The organism is Citrobacter sp. CK191, from assembly GCF_030333435.1.
Lineage (GTDB): Bacteria > Pseudomonadota > Gammaproteobacteria > Enterobacterales > Enterobacteriaceae > Citrobacter_B > Citrobacter_B koseri.
Window position 1 is genome coordinate 160919 of record NZ_JAOWFX010000028.1, and the last position, 22240, is coordinate 183158.

The 22240-nt window shown below is 51.0% G+C and carries 28 protein-coding genes and 1 pseudogene; 22 read left to right on the forward strand and 7 right to left on the reverse strand.

Annotated features, from left to right (window positions below):
• Positions 1-27: 27 nt before the first annotated feature.
• From OGV82_RS08100 to OGV82_RS08185, 18 genes and pseudogenes are all read left to right on the forward strand, one after another.
• Positions 28-342, forward strand: coding sequence for a head-tail connector protein (locus tag OGV82_RS08100; protein WP_200074538.1), 315 nt, complete (start codon positions 28-30; stop codon positions 340-342).
• Positions 339-743, forward strand: a complete 405-nt coding sequence (locus tag OGV82_RS08105; protein ID WP_286462661.1) for a phage head closure protein — start codon at positions 339-341, stop codon at positions 741-743. The genes OGV82_RS08100 and OGV82_RS08105 overlap by 4 nt, the downstream gene beginning before the upstream one ends.
• Positions 715-1227, forward strand: a complete 513-nt coding sequence (locus tag OGV82_RS08110; RefSeq protein ID WP_286462662.1) for a hypothetical protein — start codon at positions 715-717, stop codon at positions 1225-1227. Before OGV82_RS08105 ends, OGV82_RS08110 begins: the two co-directional genes overlap by 29 nt.
• Entirely contained in the window at positions 1224-1781 is a 558-nt protein-coding gene (locus OGV82_RS08115) for a phage tail terminator protein (RefSeq protein ID WP_200077424.1), read from the forward strand. The genes OGV82_RS08110 and OGV82_RS08115 overlap by 4 nt, the downstream gene beginning before the upstream one ends.
• A gap of 27 nt (positions 1782-1808) precedes the next feature.
• On the forward strand, positions 1809-1967 hold the full coding sequence (locus OGV82_RS08120) for a DUF2635 domain-containing protein (protein ID WP_200077423.1): 159 nt from the start codon (positions 1809-1811) through the stop codon (positions 1965-1967).
• Entirely contained in the window at positions 1964-3478 is a 1515-nt protein-coding gene (locus OGV82_RS08125) for a phage tail sheath subtilisin-like domain-containing protein (protein ID WP_286462663.1), read from the forward strand. Before OGV82_RS08120 ends, OGV82_RS08125 begins: the two co-directional genes overlap by 4 nt.
• The gene (locus tag OGV82_RS08130; protein WP_200074544.1) at positions 3478-3834 is read left to right on the forward strand and encodes a phage tail tube protein; all 357 of its coding nucleotides are present in this window, start codon (positions 3478-3480) and stop codon (positions 3832-3834) included. Before OGV82_RS08125 ends, OGV82_RS08130 begins: the two co-directional genes overlap by 1 nt.
• Complete coding sequence (locus OGV82_RS08135) at positions 3831-4157, forward strand: phage tail assembly protein (protein ID WP_286449786.1); 327 nt, start codon at positions 3831-3833, stop codon at positions 4155-4157. The genes OGV82_RS08130 and OGV82_RS08135 overlap by 4 nt, the downstream gene beginning before the upstream one ends.
• An 84-nt stretch (positions 4158-4241) precedes the next feature.
• The gene (locus OGV82_RS08140) at positions 4242-6170 is read left to right on the forward strand and encodes a phage tail tape measure protein (RefSeq protein ID WP_286462665.1); all 1929 of its coding nucleotides are present in this window, start codon (positions 4242-4244) and stop codon (positions 6168-6170) included.
• Positions 6171-6202: 32 nt separating this feature from the next.
• A complete protein-coding gene (locus OGV82_RS08145) occupies positions 6203-7543 on the forward strand; it encodes a DNA circularization protein (protein WP_286462666.1) in 1341 nt (446 codons plus the stop codon).
• A complete protein-coding gene (locus OGV82_RS08150) occupies positions 7540-8601 on the forward strand; it encodes a phage baseplate assembly protein (protein ID WP_286462667.1) in 1062 nt (353 codons plus the stop codon). Before OGV82_RS08145 ends, OGV82_RS08150 begins: the two co-directional genes overlap by 4 nt.
• The gene (locus OGV82_RS08155; protein WP_286462668.1) at positions 8601-9131 is read left to right on the forward strand and encodes a phage baseplate assembly protein V; all 531 of its coding nucleotides are present in this window, start codon (positions 8601-8603) and stop codon (positions 9129-9131) included. Before OGV82_RS08150 ends, OGV82_RS08155 begins: the two co-directional genes overlap by 1 nt.
• Positions 9132-9135: 4 nt before the next feature.
• Complete coding sequence (locus OGV82_RS08160; protein WP_200077416.1) at positions 9136-9549, forward strand: phage GP46 family protein; 414 nt, start codon at positions 9136-9138, stop codon at positions 9547-9549.
• The gene (locus OGV82_RS08165) at positions 9542-10621 is read left to right on the forward strand and encodes a baseplate J/gp47 family protein (protein WP_286449791.1); all 1080 of its coding nucleotides are present in this window, start codon (positions 9542-9544) and stop codon (positions 10619-10621) included. The genes OGV82_RS08160 and OGV82_RS08165 overlap by 8 nt, the downstream gene beginning before the upstream one ends.
• Positions 10622-10623: 2 nt before the next feature.
• Positions 10624-11211, forward strand: a complete 588-nt coding sequence (locus tag OGV82_RS08170) for a YmfQ family protein (protein ID WP_200090025.1) — start codon at positions 10624-10626, stop codon at positions 11209-11211.
• Positions 11198-12244, forward strand: a complete 1047-nt coding sequence (locus OGV82_RS08175; protein ID WP_286449793.1) for a phage tail protein — start codon at positions 11198-11200, stop codon at positions 12242-12244. The genes OGV82_RS08170 and OGV82_RS08175 overlap by 14 nt, the downstream gene beginning before the upstream one ends.
• Positions 12241-12834, forward strand: a pseudogene (locus tag OGV82_RS08180) (macro domain-containing protein); the annotation flags it as partial. The gene OGV82_RS08175 and the pseudogene OGV82_RS08180, both read left to right, overlap by 4 nt.
• 17 nt (positions 12835-12851) lie before the next feature.
• Positions 12852-13430, forward strand: a complete 579-nt coding sequence (locus OGV82_RS08185) for a tail fiber assembly protein (protein ID WP_286449794.1) — start codon at positions 12852-12854, stop codon at positions 13428-13430.
• 74 nt (positions 13431-13504) lie between these two features.
• Here OGV82_RS08185 and OGV82_RS08190 read toward each other — a convergent pair whose 3' ends face one another.
• From OGV82_RS08190 to OGV82_RS08210, 5 genes are all read right to left on the reverse strand, one after another.
• Entirely contained in the window at positions 13505-14482 is a 978-nt protein-coding gene (locus tag OGV82_RS08190; RefSeq protein ID WP_286449795.1) for a glycosyltransferase family 2 protein, read from the reverse strand.
• A gap of 54 nt (positions 14483-14536) precedes the next feature.
• A complete protein-coding gene (locus tag OGV82_RS08195; protein WP_190286983.1) occupies positions 14537-14947 on the reverse strand; it encodes a type II toxin-antitoxin system HicB family antitoxin in 411 nt (136 codons plus the stop codon).
• Between the two features lie 22 nt (positions 14948-14969).
• Positions 14970-15149: a type II toxin-antitoxin system HicA family toxin gene (locus tag OGV82_RS08200; protein WP_012906750.1), complete on the reverse strand. Its 180-nt coding sequence runs from the start codon at positions 15147-15149 to the stop codon at positions 14970-14972.
• A 307-nt stretch (positions 15150-15456) separates the two neighbouring features.
• Positions 15457-16272: a glycosyltransferase family 32 protein gene (locus tag OGV82_RS08205; RefSeq protein ID WP_286462673.1), complete on the reverse strand. Its 816-nt coding sequence runs from the start codon at positions 16270-16272 to the stop codon at positions 15457-15459.
• Between the two features lie 122 nt (positions 16273-16394).
• Positions 16395-16646 (reverse strand): DinI family protein, encoded by a 252-nt coding sequence (locus tag OGV82_RS08210; protein WP_286462675.1) that lies wholly within the window; start codon positions 16644-16646, stop codon positions 16395-16397.
• 325 nt (positions 16647-16971) lie between these two features.
• On the opposite strand from OGV82_RS08210, the gene OGV82_RS08215 reads away from it, so the two are divergent.
• From OGV82_RS08215 to OGV82_RS08225, 3 genes are all read left to right on the forward strand, one after another.
• Complete coding sequence (locus OGV82_RS08215; protein WP_012133087.1) at positions 16972-17295, forward strand: heavy metal-binding domain-containing protein; 324 nt, start codon at positions 16972-16974, stop codon at positions 17293-17295.
• Entirely contained in the window at positions 17292-18122 is an 831-nt protein-coding gene (locus OGV82_RS08220) for an N-acetylmuramoyl-L-alanine amidase (RefSeq protein ID WP_047457875.1), read from the forward strand. The genes OGV82_RS08215 and OGV82_RS08220 overlap by 4 nt, the downstream gene beginning before the upstream one ends.
• 293 nt (positions 18123-18415) lie before the next feature.
• Entirely contained in the window at positions 18416-19039 is a 624-nt protein-coding gene (locus OGV82_RS08225) for a helix-turn-helix domain-containing protein (RefSeq protein ID WP_012133085.1), read from the forward strand.
• Between the two features lie 86 nt (positions 19040-19125).
• Here the strand turns inward: OGV82_RS08225 and OGV82_RS08230 are convergent, their stop codons facing one another.
• Both OGV82_RS08230 and OGV82_RS08235 read right to left on the reverse strand, forming a co-directional pair.
• A complete protein-coding gene (locus tag OGV82_RS08230) occupies positions 19126-19626 on the reverse strand; it encodes a type II secretion system protein GspB, cryptic system variant (protein WP_047457872.1) in 501 nt (166 codons plus the stop codon).
• A complete protein-coding gene (locus OGV82_RS08235; protein ID WP_101744306.1) occupies positions 19626-21203 on the reverse strand; it encodes an ExeA family protein in 1578 nt (525 codons plus the stop codon). Before OGV82_RS08235 ends, OGV82_RS08230 begins: the two co-directional genes overlap by 1 nt.
• Before the next feature lie 300 nt (positions 21204-21503).
• On the opposite strand from OGV82_RS08235, the gene gspC reads away from it, so the two are divergent.
• Positions 21504-22235, forward strand: a complete 732-nt coding sequence (gspC, locus tag OGV82_RS08240) for a type II secretion system protein GspC (protein ID WP_047463719.1) — start codon at positions 21504-21506, stop codon at positions 22233-22235.
• Positions 22236-22240: the final 5 nt, after the last annotated feature.

The window sequence follows — 22240 nt, forward strand, 5'->3', positions numbered from 1 at the left end:
CGCAATCTGGCGGGCACAGGAGGCTTTATGCTGCTGAAGATGGAAGAAATCAAACTCCAGCTCCGGCTGGACGAGGATTTTACCGACGAGGACAGCTTGCTGGAGTTGCTGGGAAACGCGGTACAGAGCCGGACTGAGAATTTTCTCAACCGTAAGCTGTATGCAACTGAACCAACTGACGATCCCGACGGGCTGGTGATGTCGGATGACGTGAAGCTGGCCTTACTGATGCTTGTCACCCACTTCTACGAGAACCGCTCGGCGGTCACTGAGGTTGAAAAACTTGAGTTACCGATGAGCTTCAAATGGCTGGTCGGGCCTTACAGGTATATCCCGCTATGAAACTCAGACAGGCGCAGACCAGCGCGACCTACATTTTGCCGGACCCGGGCGAACTGGATAAGCGCGTTACCATTCGCCTGCGGGTGGATGAGCCGGATGATGATTTTGGCGTGTCCCCCACGTATCCGGATGAAATCCGTACCTGGGCAAAGATGGCGCAACCCGGTGCTGCTGCTTACCAGGGTTCCGTGCAGACAGAGAACACCGTAACGCACTATTTCACGATCCGCCGGCGCCGGAATATTACCGCCGATCATGAGGTGGTCTGTGACGGTCAGAGTTACCGCATCCGGCGTGTGCGTGACCTGAACAGTAAGCGCCGCTTTTTGCTGCTTGAATGCGAGGAACTCGGCACGGATCGGGGAGCTGGCTATGCAGAACAAAGCATTTTTACACGTTGATTTTGAACAGCCGAAAGAGCTGGTTTTCAATCGCGCCCGCATGCGACGGGCGTTTGTCACCATTGGTCAGGTACATATGCGGGATGCCCGCCGTCTGGTCATGCGTCGGGGACGCTCTGCACCTGGCGAAAACCCGGCATACCGTACAGGGAAACTGGCCCGCTCAATAGGTTATTACGTTCCTCGCGCATCCAGACGACGCCCAGGTTTGATGGTGAAGATTGCTCCCAACCAGAAGAACGGTGAGGGGAATCGCCATATTTCCGGTGCCTTTTATCCGGCGTTTCTGTTCTACGGCGTGCGCCGTGGCGCGAAACGTAAAAAAGGCCATCATCGCGGTGCGTCCGGTGGCAGTGGCTGGAGAATCGCCCCACGCAATAACTATATGGCGGAGGTGCTGGAGCGGCGCCGCAGCTGGACCCGCTATGTGCTGTCGCGTGAGCTGCGCAGGTCCCTGCGTCCCCAGAGAAGGAAAAAGAAATGAAACTGACACCCATTGTGGCCGCGCTGCGTGGCCGCTGCCCGCGTTTTGAAAATCGTGTGGGTGGTGCCGCGCAGTTTAAAGCGATCCCGGAGTCCGGAAAGTTGAAACTGCCCGCCGCCTATGTCGTACCGTCAGAGGATGTGACAGGGGAACAACGTTCCCAGACAGACTACTGGCAGGATTTGACGGAGGGCTTTTCCGTCATTGTCGTCCTCAGTAATGAGCGCGACGAAAAAGGCCAGTGGGCATCTTATGATGCGGTGCATGATGTTCGTCATGAACTCTGGAAAGCCCTGCTGGGCTGGTGTCCTGATCCGAACGCCCATGAAATTCAGTACGCTGGCGGCATGCTGCTGGAGCTGAACCGCTATGAACTCTATTACCAGTTCGACTTCACGGTGAAGTATGAGATTGACGAGGCAGACACACGCCAGCAGGACGATCTCGACGCGCTGGATGATCTGAAACTGATTAGCATCGATGTGGACTACATCGACCCCGGCGACGGGCCGGACGGTAATATTGAACACCGCGCTGAAATCTCATTCCCGTAATCACCCCATACCTGACTGGAAAAAATAATGTTTGTGAAACCCAAAGAGGGGCGGTCCGTTCCGGATCCCGCCCGAGGCGACCTTTTGCCTGCTGCCGGGCGAAATGTTGAGGAAAGCGCCTGGTGGTACCGCCGGGAAGCCGCCGGTGACATCGAGAAAATCTCACGTAAAGGGGATAAAAAATGACCGTAAGCTTTAACACTATACCGGCGGATAACCGGGTGCCGCTGTTTTATGCCGAAATGGATAACAGCGCGGCGAATACCGCCCTGGGTGGTGCTCCCTCCCTCCTTATCGGGATGGCATTACCGGAATCAGATATGCCGCTGAATCAACTGGTGATCATGCCATCGAAGGACCTGGCAAAAAAAATGGCAGGCCGTGGCAGCCAGCTGGCGCGTATGGTTGAAGCATATCGCCAGGTTGATCCGTTCGGAGAACTCTGGGTGATTGCCGTACCTGATAATGGCGAGGTGGCAACCGGTACAGTGACGGTTACCGGCACCGTGACAGATGCAGGTTCCGTGAATCTTTATGTCGGTACCCGTAAGGTGCAGGTGACGGTGGCGACGGGGGACACTGGCGATCAGGTAGCACAGGCGCTGGTGAGCGTTATCAACAACTATCCTGATTTGCCTGTGAGTGCTGAATACCAGGGTACATCCGGCGGAGACGCTCAGGGTACCGTTAATCTTTCTGCGGTGAACAGCGGGACGGTGGGCAACAGCATCCCGTTAACCCTGAACTACTACGGTACCGCCAGCGGTGAAGAAACTCCCGCCGGGCTGAGTATCCAGATCGGCAAAATGAGCGGTGGTGCAGGCGATCCTGACCTGTCTGAGTCGATTGCCGCGATGGGGGACGAGCCTTTTGACTATATCGGCCTGCCGTTCAGTGATGCGAACTCCCTTCAGGCGATGTCTGTTGAAATGAACGACAGCTCCGGACGCTGGAGCTACATTCGCCAGCTTTATGGTCATGTCTACACGGCCAGGACCGGAACGCTGTCTGATCTGGTGACCTATGGTGATACGTTCAACTATCAGCACATCACCATTGCCGGTTATGAGAAAGAGGTACAGACGTGTGTTGATGAGCTGGTGGGCTATCGTCTGGCGCGGGCAGCTGTTTTCCTGCGTATCGATCCGGCACGTCCTACGCAGACCGGAGAACTCACCGGTGCGCTACCTGCACCAACCGGCAAGCGCTTTACCATCACCGAGCAGCAGTCCCTGCTGAAGCATGGGATTGCGACCGCGTACACGGAAGCTGGCGTGCTGCGCATCCAGCGTGACATCACCACTTACAAAACCAATGCCTACGGTGTGGCGGATAACAGCTATCTCGACAGCGAGACGCTGCATACCAGCGCTTATGTGCTGCGCCGCCTGAAATCGGTGATCACCAGCAAATATGGCCGCCATAAACTGGCGAACGACGGTACCCGCTTCGGTCCCGGCCAGGCGATTGTCACGCCAGCCGTTATCCGTGGTGAGCTGGGTTCAACGTACCGACAACTGGAACGTGAGGGCATTGTGGAAAACTTTGACCTGTTCCAGCAATACCTGATTGTTGAGCGTAACGCGAACGATCCGAACCGTCTGGATGTGCTGTTCCCGCCGGATTATGTCAACCAGCTGCGCGTGTTTGCTGTGCTTAACCAGTTCCGCCTGCAATACAACGAGGAGGCCGCATAATGGCAAAGATTGCTGGAACGACGTATTTCAAAATTGACGGCCAGCAGCTGTCGATCACCGGGGGTATTGAAGTCCCCATGAACACAAAAGTTCGTGATGACGTGATCGGCCTGGACGGTTCTGTTGACTACAAGGAGACGAGCCGGGCTGCGTATACGAAGGTCACGGCCAAAGTGCCGAAGAACTTCCCTGTCAGCAAAATCACATCGTCTGATGCCATGACCATCACATCAGAGCTGGCAAATGGTCAGGTGTACGTTCTCTCAAACGCCTGGCTGCACGGCGAGGCCAACCATAACCCCGAAGAGGGCACGGTGGATCTGGAGTTCCACGGTGAGGAAGGATTTTACCAATGACAAAAGAACTGGTGCTTAAAAAGCCGATTATGGCGCACAACGAAAAGCTTCATGTGCTGGAGCTGCGTGAGCCATCCTATGATGAAATTGAGGCGACGGGGTTTCCGTTTACAGTTTCCGCTGAAGGGGCGGTAAAACTGGACAGTTCCGTCGCGCTGAAATATCTCCCGCTACTTGCTGGGATCCCCCGTTCTTCGGCGGCGCAGCTGACAAAACTGGATATTTTCAAAGGCTGCATGCTGATCCTCAATTTTTTTACCCAATCGGAGACGGAGGAAACCTCAGAAGCCGGCTCTACAACACAGCACACTACTGGCGAATAAACCCCCTTGAACTCCGGCGGGCGGCTATATCCGATTTTCTGGATCTGGAATCGGAGGCCGTCCGCATCAATGAGGAAATAAAGCATGGCTGACAGTTTCCAGTTAAAAGCCATCATCACCGCCGTTGACCAGTTATCCGGCCCGCTGAAAGGGATGCAGCGGGAACTGAAGGGGTTTCAGAAGGAAATGGCAGGGCTGGCGCTGGGGGCTGCCGCTGCCGGAACGGCAATTCTTGCTTCGCTGGCAATGCCGGTGAATTCTGCCATTGGCTTCGAATCGAAAATGGCCGACATCCGTAAGGTGGTTGACGGGCTGGACGATAAAAAAGCCTTTGCACAGATGAGCGACGATATTCTGACCCTGTCAACCCGGTTGCCAATGGCGGCGGAAGGTATCGCCGAAATCGTTGCTGCCGGGGGGCAGTCCGGTATTGCCCGCAGTGATCTGATGCAGTTTGCAAACGATGCGGTGAAGATGGGTGTGGCGTTTGACACCACTGCTGAAGAGTCAGGCCAGATGATGGCGCAGTGGCGGACGGCGTTCAAACTGACACAGGATGATGTGGTTGTCCTCGCTGATAAAATTAACTATCTGGGGAATACCGGTCCGGCGAATGCGAAGAAGATTTCTGATATCGTGACGCGGATCGGGCCATTAGGCAGTGTTGCCGGGGTGGCCTCCGGTGAAATTGCGGCGATGGGAGCCACCATTGCCGGGATGGGCGTAGAGTCTGAGATTGCGTCAACCGGCATCAAAAACTTTATGCTGTCGCTTACCGCCGGAAACTCCGCGACGAAGTCGCAGAAGCGGGCGATGGCTTTTCTGAAGCTGAATCCGGCGCAACTGGCCGCCGATATGCAGAAAGATTCGCGCGCGGCGATGCTGAAAGTGCTGGACTCGCTGGCGAAGGTGCCGAAAGCAAAACAGGCATCCGTTATGAATGCCCTGTTCGGCAAGGAATCGCTAGGGGCGATTGCGCCATTGCTGACAAATCTTGACCTGCTGCGCACCAATTTTAATCGTGTTGCGGATGCGCAGGAATACGGTGGCTCGATGCAGAAGGAATACGCATCGCGTGCGGCCACGACGGAAAACCAGCTGATCCTGCTGAAAAACAGTATCAATGCGATTTCTGTCACGCTTGGCGACACGTTTTTACCTGCGATTAATGAAGCTGCGGAAGAGGTCAAGCCTTATCTGGAACAGGTCAGAACGTTTGTCCGGGCAAACCCTGAACTGGTGCAGTCTGCCGCGAAATTCGGCGCCGCACTGCTGGCTGTCGGTGTGTCGATTGGTACGCTGTCCCGCGCCATTAAAATCCTGAACAGTGTCATTAATCTCTCTCCGGCAAAAATAGCGATTGCTGCGCTTGTCGCTGGCGCCATGCTGATCATTGAGAACTGGGATGAAGTTGGCCCTGTAATTAAAGCCGTATGGAAAGAAGTGGATAACGTTGCACAGGCGATGGGAGGCTGGGAAAACGTGATAAAGGGTGTTGGTCTGGTTATGGCCGGATCCTTTACGGTTAAAACAATTGGTGCTTTGCAGCAGTCAGTGCTGCTGGCAGGCCAGTTATCCGGACTACTGGGAAAAATAGGCAGAATGGGAGCCATGACGCTGACAATCGGCGTTGCGGTATCACTCTTTAAAGAGCTTCAGGATATGGGAAAAGCAGCCGGTGATGCAGGGATGGACGCTGGCTCTTTTGTTGTCCAGAAGATGCAGACGAAAGAGCGGGAGCGGGGATACAACGGGTTTATTCCCAGACTTAAAGAAATCCTGGGTATGGACACTCCGATCCCGGAAGGGCGTTATCAACCTTCTGTTCCACTAAACAGGACGCCGGGTATTCTGGATCGTGCTGTTTCATCAACAACGCAGCGCAGCGAACTCAAAGTGACCTTTGAAAATGCTCCTCAGGGTATGCGCGTGACTGATATTCCGGCCTCCGGTAATCCGCTGATGGGTATTTCCCACGATGTGGGCTATTCGCCCTTTAAAACCCCTCGTTAACCCGCTCCGGCAATTTTTTATAAGGTGAAAGCATGGCGTTTTTTTCTTCGCCGGACTGGCGCGACCGCCTGCGCGATGCGTCATTCCGTGGGGTGCCATTCTCCGTTGAGGATGATGATGCCTCTTTCGGGCGGCGCGTCCAGACCCATGAATACCCGAACAGGGACAAACCCTTTACGGAAGATTTGGGACGGGCCGCGCGACGGTTAAGTGTCAACGCTTACGTTATCGGGGATGACTACGCCGATAAACGGGATCGTCTCATTGCCGCCGTTGAAACGGCAGGGCCGGGAACGCTGGTCCATCCGCAGTACGGTGAGATGCAGGGCAGTATTAACGGAACCGTAAAGGTATCGCACAGCAGCCAGGAAGGGCGCATGTCGCGAATAACCTTCGAATTTGTGGAGAGTGGTGAACTTACCTTTCCTGTCGCAGGTATGGCGACGGCGCAGCGTCTGGATGAGTCCAGCGGGCTGTTTGATGATGCCATTGACAGTATGTTTTCTGCGTTTGGCCTCTCAGGCATTGCGGATTTCATTCAGAATGACGTTATTGCCGATGCAACGGCGATGATCAATACCGTTGCTGATGCATTCAAAATGGTGGATTCCGGCGTCTCTGCGGCCATGCGTCTGCTGCAAGGGGATTTATCCGTCATACTGATGCCGCCCAGTGCTGCAAATGATTTTGTTCGTGCGTTACAGAAAGCCTGGCGCGCCGGTGATCGTCTGAGTGGTGATACCTCTGATCTGGTCACGATGATAAAAACCCTGTCCGGCATTACGCTGGATCCTGGTCTTTCTCCCAGGGGAACCTGGACCACTGATTCTGGTTCAGTTATCACCCAAAAGACACAGAGCAATTTGATCGCCTCGGCTATCCGGACAACGGCCATCAGTACGGCCGCCAGTACGGTGACGGCGCTGGCACAGCCGCGTGATGTGTCTGGTATGTGGGGGACAAATCAACCAGCAGGGATCGGTAGTGACTCTGACATTATCAATATCACACACCCGGCGCTGGATGGCGCTCAGATTGTCAGCAACGACAGTCCTCCACCGAACTATGAGGATCTGAAAGATATCCGGACAGCGCTTAATACCGCGATTGACCAGGAGCAGTTGCGCATCATTGATGATGTGCTTTTCCAGCGAATTTCCGTGATGCGGACTGACCTGAACCGCGATATTTCTGCACGGCTGGCGCAGGTTGAGCGCACCGCGCAGCGAACGCCTGATGATGTTCTGCCTGCGCTGGTGCTGGCTGCTGCGTGGTATGACGACGCCGGGCGGGAGTCCGATATTCTGACACGCAATCCTGTCCGCCATCCTGGCTTTGTGCCGGTTGAACCGCTGAGGGTGCCCGTGCGATGAACGATACCGTTTTTTTACGCGTCAACGGGCGCGAGTGGGGCGGATGGACGTCCGCCAGAATCGGGGCCGGCATCGACCGTATTGCCCGTGATTTTAACGTCGCCATTACCAGTCAGTGGCCGGGCAGCCAGGATGGTATGCCGCAGATCAAAAATGGCGATCTGGTTGAGGTTTTTATTGGCGATGACAAAGTGATTACGGGCTGGGTTGAAGCACTGCCTTTGCGCTATGACGCCAGCAGCATCAGCCGCGGTATCGTCGGACGCAGCAAGACGGCGGATCTCATCGATTGCAGCGCAGCACCTGCGCAGCAAAGCGGGAAGAACCTGTTTCGCATTGCCAGCGCGCTGGCTCAGCCATTTGGTATCGAGGTTGTCGATGCCGGAGTACCGGCGGCAGCTGTTATCGATGCCCAGCCTGAGCACGGCGAAACCGTTGTGGACTGCCTCAATCGCCTGTTAGGGCAGGCGCAGACGCTGGCTTATGACGACGAGGAAGGGCGCCTGGTACTGGGGAAACCTGGCGGCATGAAGGCTGTTACCGCGCTGGTGCTCGGAGAAAATATCCTTTCCTGCGACACAGAACGCAGCGTGCGTGACCGTTTTTCAGATTACCTTGTCACAGGCCAACGCCCGGGCACGGATGATGATTTTGGTGAGGCGACTATCGCCGCCATCCGGCAAAGTACTACGGATGCTGGCGTAACCCGCTACCGTCCTCATACCCTTCAGCAATCCGGCACGGCCACAACTGACAGTTGCAAGTCGCGCTGTGAGTTCGAAGCGCGCCAGCGGGCTGCCAAAACTCAGGAAACAACCTACACCGTGCAGGGATGGCGGCAGGGGAACGGCGAGCTGTGGAAGCCAAATTTATCAGTGGTGGTCTACGACCCTTTGAACGGCTTCGATAATGAAACGCTGATTATCGCCGAGGTGATCTACAGCCAGGATGGCAACGGTACGACCGCTGAAATCAGGGTTGGGCCGGAAGATGCCTATCTTCCTGAGCCTACAAAACCAAAGGCGAAGAAAAAGAACAGTGGGGGGATCGATTTCTGATGAACAATTCCCTTCGGAACATCGTGGCGCGTGCTGTTATTACCGCGCTCGATACGGCGAAAAAATGCCAGGCGGCCGGGCTGAAACTCATTGCAGGCGAACCCAAGGAGGGCGTTGAGCATCTGGAGCCTTACGGTTTTACCTCTGCTGCGCAGGACGGCGCGGAAGCGGTGGTGCTGTTTCCCGGCGGTGACCGTTCCCACGGCGTTGCTGTTGTTGTCGCCGACAGACGCTACCGGCTGAAGGGGCTGAAACGCGGAGAAGTCGCTATTTATGACGATCTGAACCAGTCGGTCACCCTGACCCGTAACGGGATTGTTGTGGATGGTGGCGGTAAGACGATTGTGTTCACAAACGCCCCCAAAGCCCGCTTTGAAATGCCGATCGAATCCACCGGCGACATCAAAGATAACTGCGACGGCAGCGGTAAAACCATGGCGCAGATGCGCCTGACGTATAACGGTCACACCCATAAAGAAAATGGCGACGGTGGTGGAACGACCGACAAGCCAAACCAACCCATGAGCTGACACCATGATCCTCTATGTTAATGGAATCCGGAAGGATGCCACGGATCCGCTCGACCTTTTGACGCGCGCCGTGGTGATTTCTCTCTTCTCCTGGCGCCGCGCTGAGCGGGACGATAAAACCCCGCAGCCATACGGCTGGTGGGGAGACACCTGGCCCACTGTCCAGAATGACCGTATCGGCTCCCGTCTGTATCTGCTGAAGCGACGGAAACTCACCAACAAAACCCCGCAGGATGCCCGCGAATATATGCAGCAGGCGCTGGCGTGGATGACTGAAGACGGCGTGGCAGCGCGCATTGATGTGATCTCAGAGCGTACAGGGATAGATACCCTGGCTGCTGGTGTGACGGTTTATCAGCGTGACGGGGCAATTCACAACATTACCTTTGACGATATATGGAGCGAACTGAATGGCTGACAGTCAATTTGCACGTCCCGAACTTCCGCAGTTGATCGCCACCATTCGCAGCGATTTACTGACGCGCTTTCAGCAGGATGTTGTTTTGCGGCGTATGGATGCTGAGGTTTACGCCAGGGTACAGGCGGCAGCCGTTCATACGCTTTATGGCTACCTTGATTATCTGGCCCGGAACATGCTGCCGGATTTATGCGATGAGGACTGGCTATACCGGCATGCGAGGATTAAGCGATGCCCGAGAAAAGACGCGGTGGCTGCAAGCGGTTTTGCTCGCTGGGATGGTCTTGGCGGTACACCGACGCTGCCTGCGGGTACACAGATCCAGCGCGATGACCAGGTGACGTTCACCACCACGCAGACCGTTACGGCTTCTGATGGGCTGTTACGTGTGCCGGTTGTTGCCGACGTTGCCGGTTCTGCCGGTAATACCGATGATGGCACCGCGTTACGCCTGGGGACGCCGGTTAGCGGTATTCCATCAACCGGGTATGCAGATACGCTGAACGGCGGTGATGATGTGGAGGAGCTGGAGACGTGGCGGGCACGAGTGATGGAACGCTACTACTGGACACCCCAGGGCGGTGCGGATCCTGATTACGTCATCTGGGCCAAAGAGATTGCGGTCATTACCCGTGCGTGGACGTTCCGCCATTACCAGGGGATCGGGACGGTCGGCGTGATGGTGGCGACCAGTGACCCGGCAAACCCGGCTCCTGGTGACGATATTGTTCAGGCCGTGCGTGAGCATATTCTGCCACGGGCGCCGGTGGCGGGCAGTGGCCTGTTTGTTTTCGCGGCCGCAGAAAAAGTTATTCCGGTGACCATTGCGCTGGCGAAAGACACCCCGGAGATTCGTACTGCCGTTACCGCAGAGCTTAATTCTCTGATGCTGCGCGACGGCCAGCCATCCGGGAAGGTTTACGTATCGCGCATTAGCGAAGCCATCAGCCTTGCGACTGACGAAGTGGCCCACCAGCTGCGCGCGCCGACGGTCGATGTTGTGCTGGGGCAGACTGAGCTGCCGGTACTCGGGGATATCACCTGGGAGACCTACACGGAGGCGACTGAATAGCCATGGCGCTGAATGATGAATACACCCGGCTTCTTTATCACCTGCTCCCTCCCGGCCCCGCATGGGAAGGAAAGAACCCGTTGATTGAAGGTCTGGCCCCGTCACTGACCCGCGTACACCAGCGCGCAGGCGCACTGATGAATGAAATTGACCCGGCAAAGACGACAGAACTGATTGATCGCTATGAGGGGCTGTACGGGCTGCCAGACTCCTGCGCCCCCGATGGCGTGCAGACGTTACGCCAGCGCCAGCAGCGTCTGGATGCTAAAGCAAACGTCGCTGGGGGGATTAACGAACAGTTTTACCGTAACCAGCTTAATGCTCTCGGTTATACCACAGCCACCATTGAACAGTTTCAGAACCTCGACAGCACGCCGGATCCTGAATGGGGCGAGTTCTGGCGTTACTACTGGCGCGTGAATATTCCGGCTGACGCGAATGTTAACTGGCAGACATGCAGCAGTACCTGTGATTCAGCGATCAGGACATGGGGCGATACCGTTGCGGAATGTGTGATCGACAAACTTGCTCCGTCGCACACCGTTGTTGTTTTTGCCTATCCGGAAGGAACAGAAGATGCATCGAATTGATACAGCCACGGCTCAGGTTGATAAATTTGGGCCGGGGAAAAATGGTTTTACGAACGGAGACCCGGCAACCGGCCGCCGCGCGACGGATCTTAACAGTGACATGTGGGATGCCGTACAGGAAGAGATTTGCAGTGTCGTGGAAGGTGCTGGTGAGACCCTTGAAAAAGGGAATCATACCCAGTTATTTGAGGCGATACAGTTGCTGGTAGGGAGTGGTGTGGGTAATGCCTTGTTAAAAGCGCAAAACCTTGCAGATCTCCAGGATAAAGCAAAGGCAAGAAGTAATCTTGCATTAGGGGAACTGGCGACGCTTGGGTTAAATGATGTTTACCCCGTTGGCGCGCCAATTCCGTGGCCGTCTGACTCAAATCCATCCGGATTATATGCTCTTATGCAGGGGCAGACGTTTGATAAAACGAAGTATCCAAAATTAGCTCTGGCCTATCCCTCGGGGATTATTCCTGATATGCGCGGGCAGACGATCAAAGGCAAACCTTCCAGTGGTCGTGCCGTGTTGTCCTTCGAGCAGGACGGCATTAAGTCGCACAACCACTCAGCTTCCGCAGCAAACACTGACCTTGGGACAAAGGCGACAACATCATTCGATTACGGTACAAAACAAACAGTATCATTCGATTATGGTACTAAATCGACAGTATCATTCGATCACGGTACTAAAACGACCAATAACACTGGAGCGCATAGCCATACCACTATTTCAGCGCCACCGAGCGGGAATACATGGGGAACAGGGGCAACGCCCGGTAATGTTCAAATGGCGGGCGATCATTGGAACTACAACTCACAAGGTATGAACACATCCTCAAATGGTGCGCATGCTCATACCGTCGGTATAGGAGCCCATGCCCATAACGTTGGCATTGGTGCTCATGCCCATAATGTGGTTTTAGGGGCACATACGCATAATATGGTGTTGGGGGCTCATAATCACACTATTACTGTTGCTGCGGCAGGTAATGTAGAAAACACCGTAAAAAACATTGCGCTTAACTATATCGTGAGACTTGCATGATTAAATTAATTCTTTCTGCCCCTGTTCCTGAAATCGCGGAGGCATTTGAGCGTCTTTTTTCTGATGATGAAAATGTAGAAATTATCAGTAAGCCGTTTGAAACAATTCCAGATTTTGATTGCATGGTCAGCGCGGCTAACTCTTTTGGCTTGATGGATGGTGGTGTCGATGCCGCCATTACCGCGTTTTTTGGCACGCAACTGATGACCAGAGTTCAGCAGCGTATCGTTAATGAATATTTGGGAGAGCAGCCCGTTGGCTCGGCTTTTGTCATTGAGAGCGGAGATTCTAAACACCCTTGGCTGGTACATGCTCCGACGATGCGTGTTCCTTTGATTATCAGTGGCACTGACGCTGTTTACCTTGCTACGCGGGCAGCACTGCTTGCTGTATATCACCACAACAAGACACATCCTGAACACAGTAAAATTCGGCGCGTTGTGTTCCCTGCTATGGGGGCGGGATGCGGGCAAGTATCAGCTGGCAGCGTAGCAGCACAAATGAAACTGGCGTGGCGCAGTATTGTAACTCCGCCCTCCAGCATTAACTGGCAGTATGCTCTAGGAAGGCAGCATGTTGTTCACTCATCCTGCGATGGAGTTTTATAATGACTTTTGAAATGACAGACTCAGACCGAATTATTACGATTTATAATCTTTCCGCTGACAGTGGTGAATTTATCGGGAAAGGTGATGGTTTTATTCCAGCGCATACAGGTTTACCCGCATGGAGCACAGATATTGCCCCTCCCGATACTCCTGCTGGTCATGTTGCTGTTTTTAATAATAACGATCAGAAATGGTCTGTGGTTGAAGATCATCGTGGTAAAACTGTCTATGACATCCAGACTGGACAGGCTATTTCTATCGAATCACTGGGATCATTGCCTGATAACGTAGTTTCAGTTGCACCGGATGGCTCATATGAAAAATGGGATGGCAAAAAATGGGTGAAGGATGAAGAAGCGGAAAAAGCCGCCAACATCACCGACGCTCAAAACACTAAAGCCAGCCTGATGCAGGAGGCAAATAACACAATTGCTGTGCTTCAGGATGCTGTCGATCTCGATATGGCGACCGATGACGATGTGAAGTTGCTGACCGCCTGGAAAAAATACCGTGTGCTACTTAGTCGGGTAAAACCGGAAGATGCGCCGGACATTAACTGGCCGGAACAACCAGCCTAACAAAGTGATTTGGGCTTAGGTATCTCTAAGCCCATTAGAAAGGAACGGACAAACACAGGTCGCCACCTTCTATACTATTTAGCGCCAGCGAGTAGCCTTAACTTGTATTTGAATTTATTTACAAGGCAAAATTCACGGATAAAAAACAATCTAATACGACGGCTTGTTTTTTGTGTTCTGAAATATGGCTTGAGTGCTTTCTTTATATCATGAATTTGCGTATTGTTAAAAAAACAATAGCCATAAATTCTTTTGCTGATTTTTCTTGCAAAATTGTATGTAGTGTATACAGATGGCGATATGATTTCAATCTCATCTTTAGTTTTACCATTAGCTAACTCTTTGAAAACGCTCAAAGCATATATTATATCATCTACATCCATACTTGCCGTGGAGGTGGTTATGCTTCCCTGCCTGATGCGATAGAGCACCAGTTCATCAGTTATACGGTGGATTTCCTTTGCTGAAAGGTATATTTTTGGTAATAGTGCAACATCTTCGTAGCGCCTTCCAGCAGGAAATTTAAATTCATTAAATAAATCCTTTTTGTAAACTCTGGCCCAGGCATACCATTGACTTCTTAGAAAAGTTTCACGTAAATCACTTATTGAGTTTATTTTAAAGTGTCCATCAGATGACGTTATTAATGGGACTTTCATTTTGTTATCATATTCATAAAGCACTTTTATATTAAACTCGATTAGATCAGTTTCGCCATTCTCTATCACTGGGCGGATTTTCTCCCAGAAGGACGGCGTCCAAAGGTCATCTCCATCCAGTAGTGCTATGTATTTTCCAGATGATGCCTCTATTCCATTATTTCTTGCGATGGATATCCCCTGATTTTTTTGAGATATCACTCTGACAGTTTGAGTCGCTTTTTTGATAAAAGATTCTATTTCTTTAAGCGAGTTATCTGTTGAACCATCATTAATTACAATGATTTCGACACTATCATCAACCTGGCTGCATACAGATTGCAAGCATTCATAAATATAATCCTGGCAGTTGTAGCAAGGAATTATGACGCTTAACAAGAAAGGGGCGCTCATTGAATATGTCCTTATTTTACTGAAATTTATTGTAAATAAAGCCTCTTGCGAGGCTTATCGTTTTTCTCGTCCTATCACTTTATCAGCAGCTACGCGGGACAGGAAGCCAGAACGGCTACCGTACTCAGGGTGTGCGGCGACAAACTGGTCGATACGTCGAATCAACAAAGAGGGAAGGGTGACATTGATTTTTTCCGCTTTCCCCATCAGTCGTGTAACATCAACATCCACCAGCGCCCATACTACATCTGCGTAATCAGGATCGTCCAGCCAGTTTTCCACACTGGTAGCTTCCGGTACAGCTTCACCATCTTCCACCAGTAATTCTATATGTGCGTCGATTGCTTCACGTACGCTCTCGATTGCATCCTGATAGTTATCGCCGCCAGAAAAACAGCCAGGAATATCAGGTACGCGAACGCCGAAGGATGAATCGCCTTTATCAATAGCAACGGGGTATAACATTAAAACCTCCAGTAGGTGGGGCCTAAAGCCCCGCCTGTTTTTTGATGCTTTTCAGTGTTGGTAGCGGTATGTCCTTTTGTGGATGTTTCACCGTTACCAGCCCTTTCTTCGTTGGGTGTTTGAACTGGTGATGACTGCCTTTTACTCTCACCAGATACCACCCATCGGCTTCTATCATTGCTATTGCATTCCTGCTATCCATCCTCCGGCTCTCTGTGTTGTCTTGATGGGGTTATAGTAACCCTTGGCTAATCTGGTGTCAATACCTTTTGGGGTTATAAGGGTTATCTTTTGCGGGTGATGCGGACAGAAAAAGGGCGAAGAATAGCGAATTGCCGCAGTTGCACTCTTGCAGACGACGCAACTGCGGATTGTACGCGCTTTGTCATTCCAACCAGAATAAATTCTCTGGCTCTCGCCAGCCTACCGGCATTTCGCTTATTGTAAACCCGTTCAATGACTCCGGAATATCACTGTAATTGTAAACAGCATCAGGTCGAGTAGAGCGATCATGGGGTTCTAAGTAAGAGTAAATATGAGATTTTTTTCGTTAGCTTAACTGAAAAAAGTGGTTTTTCATTAGATAGAATAGGGAGCTCTCCTTTATCTGATTTTTTCTTTAATCGACTAACGATCAGTCTGTTGAAAATTTTTAATTTATCTTTTCTGGTATGAGATAGTAACCAGGAGCCGGAAAAGTGATGTATGGAATAATTTGTTTTATTATCAACTCTCTCGCAAAAATAATTTGATGGGAAAATTATTTCCTTTTCTCTTAGGTGAATTGTGTTGTCAGATAAAAATGGTTGAGATATATTAAATTTTTTGACAAGGAACTCAGTGATTAGCAGTGTGTTTGGTGTTAGGTCAAATGTGTTTTTAATTATGAATTTTTTATTTTTATATGTATCCAGTAAATCTTTTATAATACCATTTCCCTTAGAAGCCCCCATTACTGCTGATGTAATAGGGAGAGTTTTGCCATTAAACACTTCATGGCAACTAAAAAAATCGAGTGATAGCAGGTTATCAAATTCTTTTGTTACCTCGACATCTGTATCCAGATAGATACCACCGTGATGGTATAAGGCGTAGAGTCTTATATAGTCGGACACAAAAGCCCATCTTTCATTTTTATACGCTTCAATCGCGTAAGTATTATTAATGGAGTCCAGGCATTCATTTCCCCATTCTATAATTTCATAATCTGGGAGGAATTTTTTCCATGTAGCGATGCACTCTAAAACAAATGGGGGTTTAGGTTTATTACCTACCCAAATATAGTGAATCTTTTTTGGTATCAAGGTCAGCCTCTTCATTGCCATCAAATAATAGTTATGAAAAATATTACCATTAACCGTGCTTTAGTGCAGGTATTTTCCCACCTGCTTGGGGTTGTTGACTCACCAGCACACATTGATAGGCGTAGTGATCATCTCTGAAATCATCAGCGAAAACCTTCTCCATTCACAAGCCACATATCAGACTCCTCGAACATCTCTTCCAGCATACGATTAAGTCGTTCTTTTTCAGTCTTTGTGCAGTCACTGTTTAATGCGTTAGCTTGCATTGGCTTAACTCTCACGTCGGCGTCGGGGAAGATCCGGTGTACGCGCTTTGTCAGCTCGTTAAGAATGATGTTTCTTGCGCCCGGTAGCCCCTCTACATTGCGTTTGTCGTAAACGAGTTCCACAAACATAAAATTCTCCTTTTGCTGGTTGGATATACAGTTAAATTTAAGCTGTATAAATAAACAGTGTCAATGCTTAGGAAAGCAATTTTTGGGGCACCTTTGGGGCAAAAATGGTGCGTTTGGGGCAGTTTTGGGGCAGAAAAGAACGTATAAAATTCGGTAAAGTTCATATAGTACCGAAATGAAATTTTTGTAAGTCACTGAAAAATCATGTGCTCTTGGACGATCTTTAGTGATTTTAAAAAATATACAATCACATCTTTTCAATGATAGCGTATCGGTCTGATAATGCGTTTGAGATCGAGTGCTTAGGTAAACAAGGAGATCGGCTATGCAGTTTTCGACAACCCCGACGCTGGAAGGGCAGAACATCGTGGAATATTGCGGTGTGGTAACGGGTGAAGCCATTTTGGGCGCCAATATTTTCCGTGACTTCTTCGCGGGTATTCGCGATATCGTCGGCGGACGTTCGGGTTCCTATGAAAAAGAGTTGCGTAAAGCGCGTGAAATCGCTTTTCAGGAACTGGGCGAACAGGCGAAAGCGCTGGGTGCGGATGCGGTTGTGGGCATCGACATTGACTATGAGACCGTAGGCAAAGACAGCAGTATGCTGATGGTGAGCGTCAGCGGTACGGCGGTAAAAACGCGCCGATGAGACGTCTGCTCTGGCTGGTCGCGTTCGCGCTTCTGTTAACCGGGTGCGCGGGCGAGAAAGGGATTATTGATAAAGACGGGTATCAGCTGGATACCCGTCATCAGGCACAGGCGGCGTACCCGCGCATCAAAATCCTGGTCATCCACTACACGGCGGATGACTTTGATACCTCTCTGGCGACGTTAACGGATAAAAACGTCAGCTCGCACTATTTAATTCCTGCTGTACCGCCGCTTCATCGTGGCAAGCCGCGTATCTGGCAACTGGTGCCAGAGCACGATCTGGCGTGGCACGCGGGCATCAGCTTCTGGCGCGGTGCAACGCGCATCAACGACACGTCCGTTGGTATCGAACTGGAAAATCGCGGCTGGCAAAAGTCGGCGGGAATGAAATACTTCGCCCCGTTTGAACCTGCGCAAATTCAGGCCCTGATCCCACTGGCGAAAGAGATCATTGCCCGCTACGACATTAAGCCGCAAAACGTGGTGGCGCATGCGGATATTGCCCCGCAGCGTAAAGACGATCCTGGCCCTCTGTTCCCCTGGCGCGATCTGGCGGCGCAGGGTATTGGCGCCTGGCCTGATGAACAGCGTGTGGCGTTTTATCTGGCGGGACGCGCGCCCAATACGCCAGTCGATCCCGCATCATTGCTCGACTTGCTTTCGCGTTATGGTTACGAGGTCAAACCGGAGATGACCGCGCGTGAACAGCAGCGGGTGATCATGGCGTTCCAGATGCATTTCCGCCCGGCGTTATGGAACGGGGTGGCGGATGCGCAAACGCAAGCGATTGCTAATGCGTTACTGGAAAAATATGGCCAGAATTAATGGCGCTGGCGTCGTGATAAAAGTCAGTTAACTTGTTTATTTTCATCGAAATTCATTTTGGATAAAAATCAAATTAATCTATGGTTAATTGACTTTAAATTCCCCTCATCTATGATTGATTTTATCAGGAAGATATTTCTTATACGCTAAAAGTCGTGAAACTTAGCGCGCACAATCTTTTTTTTTGCTTAATTTTATTTTTAACCAGGTTGAATCAGTGAGTGACATTAAGCTGAGGTTATCACTCGTCGCTTGTCATTAAATTTAAATCAATATTCTTTGAAAGGCATAATATGTTAAGCATTTACGGTAAGAAAATTCGTCCGCATCATGAAATGGAACGTATTATTTCTTTAACGTCAGGTTATAAAGAAAAAACCTTAAAAAAATGGCAGAAAATCACCACCAGTGACTCGGAATATATTCATATTATCGTGAGTGGTGACGTTGAATTTCGCCGTACCTCCGATGAGTTATGTATGTTTACCCTGCAAGGGCAGTGTATCTTTGGGCTGTCTGCCATATTTTATGGTTCTCTGCATATGTATGGGCTTGCTCGTACCAATACCGTCGTGCGCTCAATCAAAAAAGATGAGTTTATGCGCCTGTTGACTGAACACAGTTTATGGCCAGATCTCACCAGGGTGCTGTCATGGTATATTTGCCTGCTTAGCAAACGTGATGATGTTTTGGTTGCCCGTAGCGCTTACTCTGTTATTCGTGAATTTTTAATCGAAATTAATGAGCTGATTATTCACCATAACCGTGACATCAATGTATACGACTATATTCAGGAGTATACGAATTTTGCCCGCAGTACGATCATCAAAATTCTCTCTGACCTTAAAAAAGGAAACTATATCGTCATTGAGAAAAGCCGATTAATGTCGATGACGACCTTGCCAGAAAAATATTAATCACATTTCCCATTGTCTCCTCTTCAGCTAATGAAGCGGAGGCCTTTGGGGAGCGCATTAAGGCGTAATGATGTTTTCTTGCGTCATCAGTCATCGGGCGGTTCCGGTATTTTTCCCTGCTGATAGTCCTCTTTTTGCTCCTGTAACGCTTGCAGGAAACGCGCTTTCAACGATGGCGTCTGTTCTTCCGCGCCGGGCAATGCCCGATCCGAGAGATCGCCTTCCGGCGCTTGCCGCCAGTCGCTGTCTTGACTTACCGGCGCTTCATCCTGCAATGGGGGTAACGCCTGGGGAGCAGGGGCCGGTTTGGGGGCTGGCTGCGGGAATGGCTTCGAAATATAAACATAGTGCATCTCAGAAAGCCGGGTATCCGGGTTTTCCACTTTTGTCGGTTTCGGCTCAGGCGTCGGATGCTGACAGTTCCAGTAAATATGGGCATACAGTCCGGCAATAATAAACGTGCAGAGGGTCAGCAGCCACATCATGGCGCGGAACAGCACTTTTTGGGGCGCCGGAAGGCTCCAGGCAAAATAGACCGCTTCTCCCGTCGTGAAACTGCGCTGTGCAGCAAGGCAAATGGTGGACATTATTTCGTGTTCCCTTGCGTTTTATGTTCCTGCTTCTGGCTTAGTGTTTGCGCCAGTACGCCCGGAACACTGTTGGTTGCGCGCATTAACTGCATCAGCGTCTCTTCGCCGGCGATGCCGTCGACATGCAGTCCTGCCTTACCCTGAAATTCACGGGTACGTTTTGCCAGTTCAGCCGTCCAGCTTCGCGAGTGGGTCAGCGGTTCATTCAACGTCTGGCTTAGCGTTTGATCCAGCCACGCCAGGTCTTTATCGCCGCTGGTCGCGCTAATCTCATCTTTCCCTTGCGGCGTTAAACGATGCAAAAGCGTGTAATTTCCGGTGGCGTGTTGATTAAACCAGTGTCTGCTTACCTGCCAGGTTCGGTTATTGATCAGAAGATCGAGCGACTGTTTATCAACGTGGGCTACGACGGCGTAATTCAGGTGATTACCCGTTTTGATCTCTCCTGCCCACGGATAACCTTCCTGTTCCAGCGCCTGTAAAGACGTATTCCCCTGACGACACATCAGGTTCACTCGCGCTGCGTTCTGGCATAGCGCATCGTTCGCGGAAGCATCATAACCCCACATAAGATAGAGCTGATGCATGGCGTCCGACTGATTAACCACCTCATTTTCAATGGTGGGCATAACAGGCGCAGTCGTCTCAGGCAGCGTCTTTTTCCAGCTGGCCGGAACCGGCACTTGTTGCGGCAGGCGAGACGCGATCGCGCCGGAAAAGTACCAGCCGCAGCAGGCGAACAGGACGGAGGCAAACAGCCCTGCGGTTGCCAGGCGTTTACCGCGCGGCGTGGGCGGCAGGAGTTCACCGGCAGCCAGGTGTAAATGGCGTGGGGAAACCTGTATCGCCCGCTCGGTCCATGCGGCAAGCAGCGCCAGATGTGCCAGTTTATTGAGTCCGGTCACGCGTCCTTTGGTCAGCGCATGCATTCTGCGCACCCGCGCGGGCGTCAGTGGCGAGGTATCGACGTTTTGTTCGTCCATCTGTGCCCCGACGTAGTCGAGATATTCACGGCAGGTCAGCGAACGTAGTGCAAGGCAGGTATGAACGCGGGGCTGTAAACCTGAATGATCCAGAAGACGGGATTTCTGATCGGGAGAGCCGGTCAGAAGAATCGTGAGCGGGAAGTTCAGCTCTTGCGCCCGCGTCAGCAACATCCCCAGAACATCCCAACAATTATCTTTCATGGCTTGTGCCGTGGAGAGGATCAGCAGTTTGCCTTTTTTATTATGCGAAGGCGTTTCCTCATGCCATTGGCGCAAAATGGCATCAATGGCATAAATTTTGTTTTTACCCTCTTTAACGGCAGGGTTCAGTTTATAGAGCAGCGTACTGGCGCTCAGTTTGGGGAAGGCGTTAATGGCCAGCGCAGGTGTGCCGCCGTTACGCAGTTTTTCCACAAAGGCATTGTCTAATTCAGGTTCGTCAGAAAACAGACCGATGATGCCGGGCACGTTGGTTTTTTCCTGCAACAGGGAAAAGATGTCCTGATGATAATGAACGAAAAACTCCCCCGTTCGCCGGGTGAGTTTGCCAAACGGCTGAGCGGAAAATTTAAAATGATGCTGATACATGGTGTCTCGCTGTACTTTCTGGCTTCTGGAAACGTTGCGCTAAAAATAATTGAGCGGGTTTATTCGGGCAAATACCGGACAGGAGAAAATTACTCTGATTATTTTCGCTAACACCAGTAAGTGAAATCGTCAATGTTTTTCTGCAATAAAGTTGCCGGGAAAGCGAGTGGTCGACTTTCTTGCCGCTCATTACTATTTGCCGCACCGATTGGCGCAGCCGGTGCTGCGAAATTTAGCTTTATTAAAGGCATTTAAATAATGAGGATGCAGCTTTTCTCCCGATTGATTGCACCCTGCATGATGTTTGTTTTACTGATATTCAGCGGACATCAAGGGTATGTCGTTTTTAAAAACTATAATAAGGTTACAAACAAGTTAAATAACAGAAAAATTAACGTGCGTAAAAATGACGAAAAAGAAAAGTCATTTGCGCTTTTTCAACCTGCCGTCTGGCAGCGAAATACGCCAGCAGCGGTTAAATCGCCGCTCTCTGCCGAGATTGAAGGCATCGTCAGCAGCGATGAAAAATGGCTATCGTTTGCCGTTATTAAAACGCCTGCGGGACAGCAAAGTTATCGCGAAGGCGAAAGCCTCGTGGGGGTGAGTAACGCCTGTATTGAGGAGATCAATAACGACAATGTGGTGGTTAATTACGAAGGTACTACGCAGGTACTGGCATTAAAGAAACCTGATTATTTCAGAGGCGGTGTTGAAAGCGGCCCGCTACAAAAACCGACAAACGATGCCGGTGCAGAGAGCCTGCATCTTAATGATGTCCTGGTGCTAAAACCGTTTATTGAAAAAGGTCGTCTGGAAGGGTACGAAATCAACCCGCGCAATGCTTCGTCTTTCTTTCAGAACAGTGGGCTGGAGAAGGGCGATGTGGTTGTGAAGGTGAACAGTACCGATATGACGAAAGAAGAACAGGCGAAAAGCATCATTGCTGGCTGGTCAAAAATGAAAGAAGCGGCGGTAGTCGTAAGACGTCACGCTCACCTGGAAAATATTCAGGTCAATGTTTTAAACAACTAACAAGT

Bases quoted from the DNA above. Each gene is read 5' to 3' on its own strand.
- OGV82_RS08100 (WP_200074538.1), top strand. From the start codon at position 28: ATGCTGCTGAAGATGGAAGAAATCAAACTCCAGCTCCGGCTGGACGAG.
- OGV82_RS08105 (WP_286462661.1), top strand. From the start codon at position 339: ATGAAACTCAGACAGGCGCAGACCAGCGCGACCTACATTTTGCCGGAC.
- OGV82_RS08110 (WP_286462662.1), top strand. From the start codon at position 715: ATGCAGAACAAAGCATTTTTACACGTTGATTTTGAACAGCCGAAAGAG.
- OGV82_RS08115 (WP_200077424.1), top strand. From the start codon at position 1,224: ATGAAACTGACACCCATTGTGGCCGCGCTGCGTGGCCGCTGCCCGCGT.
- OGV82_RS08120 (WP_200077423.1), top strand. From the start codon at position 1,809: ATGTTTGTGAAACCCAAAGAGGGGCGGTCCGTTCCGGATCCCGCCCGA.
- OGV82_RS08125 (WP_286462663.1), top strand. From the start codon at position 1,964: ATGACCGTAAGCTTTAACACTATACCGGCGGATAACCGGGTGCCGCTG.
- OGV82_RS08130 (WP_200074544.1), top strand. From the start codon at position 3,478: ATGGCAAAGATTGCTGGAACGACGTATTTCAAAATTGACGGCCAGCAG.
- OGV82_RS08135 (WP_286449786.1), top strand. From the start codon at position 3,831: ATGACAAAAGAACTGGTGCTTAAAAAGCCGATTATGGCGCACAACGAA.
- OGV82_RS08140 (WP_286462665.1), top strand. From the start codon at position 4,242: ATGGCTGACAGTTTCCAGTTAAAAGCCATCATCACCGCCGTTGACCAG.
- OGV82_RS08145 (WP_286462666.1), top strand. From the start codon at position 6,203: ATGGCGTTTTTTTCTTCGCCGGACTGGCGCGACCGCCTGCGCGATGCG.
- OGV82_RS08150 (WP_286462667.1), top strand. From the start codon at position 7,540: ATGAACGATACCGTTTTTTTACGCGTCAACGGGCGCGAGTGGGGCGGA.
- OGV82_RS08155 (WP_286462668.1), top strand. From the start codon at position 8,601: ATGAACAATTCCCTTCGGAACATCGTGGCGCGTGCTGTTATTACCGCG.
- OGV82_RS08160 (WP_200077416.1), top strand. From the start codon at position 9,136: ATGATCCTCTATGTTAATGGAATCCGGAAGGATGCCACGGATCCGCTC.
- OGV82_RS08165 (WP_286449791.1), top strand. From the start codon at position 9,542: ATGGCTGACAGTCAATTTGCACGTCCCGAACTTCCGCAGTTGATCGCC.
- OGV82_RS08170 (WP_200090025.1), top strand. From the start codon at position 10,624: ATGGCGCTGAATGATGAATACACCCGGCTTCTTTATCACCTGCTCCCT.
- OGV82_RS08175 (WP_286449793.1), top strand. From the start codon at position 11,198: ATGCATCGAATTGATACAGCCACGGCTCAGGTTGATAAATTTGGGCCG.
- OGV82_RS08185 (WP_286449794.1), top strand. From the start codon at position 12,852: ATGACTTTTGAAATGACAGACTCAGACCGAATTATTACGATTTATAAT.
- OGV82_RS08190 (WP_286449795.1), bottom strand. From the start codon at position 14,482: ATGAGCGCCCCTTTCTTGTTAAGCGTCATAATTCCTTGCTACAACTGC.
- OGV82_RS08195 (WP_190286983.1), bottom strand. From the start codon at position 14,947: ATGTTATACCCCGTTGCTATTGATAAAGGCGATTCATCCTTCGGCGTT.
- OGV82_RS08200 (WP_012906750.1), bottom strand. From the start codon at position 15,149: ATGGATAGCAGGAATGCAATAGCAATGATAGAAGCCGATGGGTGGTAT.
- OGV82_RS08205 (WP_286462673.1), bottom strand. From the start codon at position 16,272: ATGGCAATGAAGAGGCTGACCTTGATACCAAAAAAGATTCACTATATT.
- OGV82_RS08210 (WP_286462675.1), bottom strand. From the start codon at position 16,646: ATGTTTGTGGAACTCGTTTACGACAAACGCAATGTAGAGGGGCTACCG.
- OGV82_RS08215 (WP_012133087.1), top strand. From the start codon at position 16,972: ATGCAGTTTTCGACAACCCCGACGCTGGAAGGGCAGAACATCGTGGAA.
- OGV82_RS08220 (WP_047457875.1), top strand. From the start codon at position 17,292: ATGAGACGTCTGCTCTGGCTGGTCGCGTTCGCGCTTCTGTTAACCGGG.
- OGV82_RS08225 (WP_012133085.1), top strand. From the start codon at position 18,416: ATGTTAAGCATTTACGGTAAGAAAATTCGTCCGCATCATGAAATGGAA.
- OGV82_RS08230 (WP_047457872.1), bottom strand. From the start codon at position 19,626: ATGTCCACCATTTGCCTTGCTGCACAGCGCAGTTTCACGACGGGAGAA.
- OGV82_RS08235 (WP_101744306.1), bottom strand. From the start codon at position 21,203: ATGTATCAGCATCATTTTAAATTTTCCGCTCAGCCGTTTGGCAAACTC.
- gspC (WP_047463719.1), top strand. From the start codon at position 21,504: ATGTTTGTTTTACTGATATTCAGCGGACATCAAGGGTATGTCGTTTTT.